Below are 959 nucleotides of genomic sequence, written 5' to 3'. Positions count from 1 at the left end.
CTCAAGGGCATCGGACCTGAGATTGCATCCACGCTTTGGCTCGAAGGCCTTTATCGACATTTTGCGAACAGACGCGATGTCGCGGCCTATGCGGGACTGGCGCCCAGTCCCTACCAGAGCGGGGACATGGCGCGCGATCAGGGGATATCCAAGTCGGGTAACCCGCGCTTGCGATCAACCATGGTGGAGTTGACATGGCTTTGGCTGCGACACCAGCCTGCGTCGAAGCTGTCACTATGGTTTCAGGCCCGCGTTCGAAGCGATGCAGGCCGGATTCGCAAGATCATGATTTGCGCGCTAGCGCGCAAGCTATTGATTGCCCTGTGGCGATTTACAACAACGGGGGAGGTCCCGGAAGGTGCGGTTCTAAAGCCCGCATGACGTTTGAAGGTTAAGTGCTCGGGCCAGGTTAGCATGGCATAATGGGGTAGCCCTATTTCTTCCCTTTAGCAGACCAGCAGATGAAGTTCTGCAATGGCCAATGAGCTTTTTAATAAGGATCCGCAGTGCTTGATCAGCACCGCTGGATGCAGGTGGGCGGTACGGAGCGACGTAATGGCTGCAACACGCCGAGTGCCAGTTTGTCACCGCCCCCTTTTGTGCCGCGACCCGATAGAATGGGATTATGGTCTGCCGTATCAAAGCGGCAACCGGATGTGAGTATAGGCGGCGCGTGTACGCGCCATGCGATAAAGCGGCCAGACCTAGCATCTAAAGGCGCGCTCATGAGCGCAGAGGAGTTATGGATGTAGCATTTTTCAAGCGCGAGGCGCGTCTTGGAAGCAAAACGGCGGGAAGTAAAATGATGGCACAAGGCACAGCTTTTGGCCGGACCCTCTTACAAGGGCCCGGCACTGGAGGGGTTAGGCCGCTTCAGCGACCTTTTCCATGATCTTGCCTCTTGCGAGAACTTCGAAGTCGCCAAACGGGCCAACAACGAACTCGATGACATAACGGGT

Annotated in this window: 1 protein-coding gene; it reads left to right on the top strand. The window is 56.4% G+C overall.

What is annotated here, in order from left to right:
- Positions 1 to 381 (top strand): transposase (locus B7364_RS05945; RefSeq protein ID WP_157893532.1); only part of this gene is annotated, 381 nt, incomplete at its 5' end.
- Between the last annotated feature and the right edge of the window lie 578 nt (positions 382 to 959).

Origin of the sequence: Aquidulcibacter paucihalophilus (genome assembly GCF_002105465.1) — a bacterium.
Taxonomy (GTDB): Bacteria; Pseudomonadota; Alphaproteobacteria; order Caulobacterales; family Aquidulcibacteraceae; genus Aquidulcibacter; species Aquidulcibacter paucihalophilus.
Note: the sequence above shows the minus strand (reverse complement) of the source record. Positions and strands in the feature narration are given on the sequence as shown.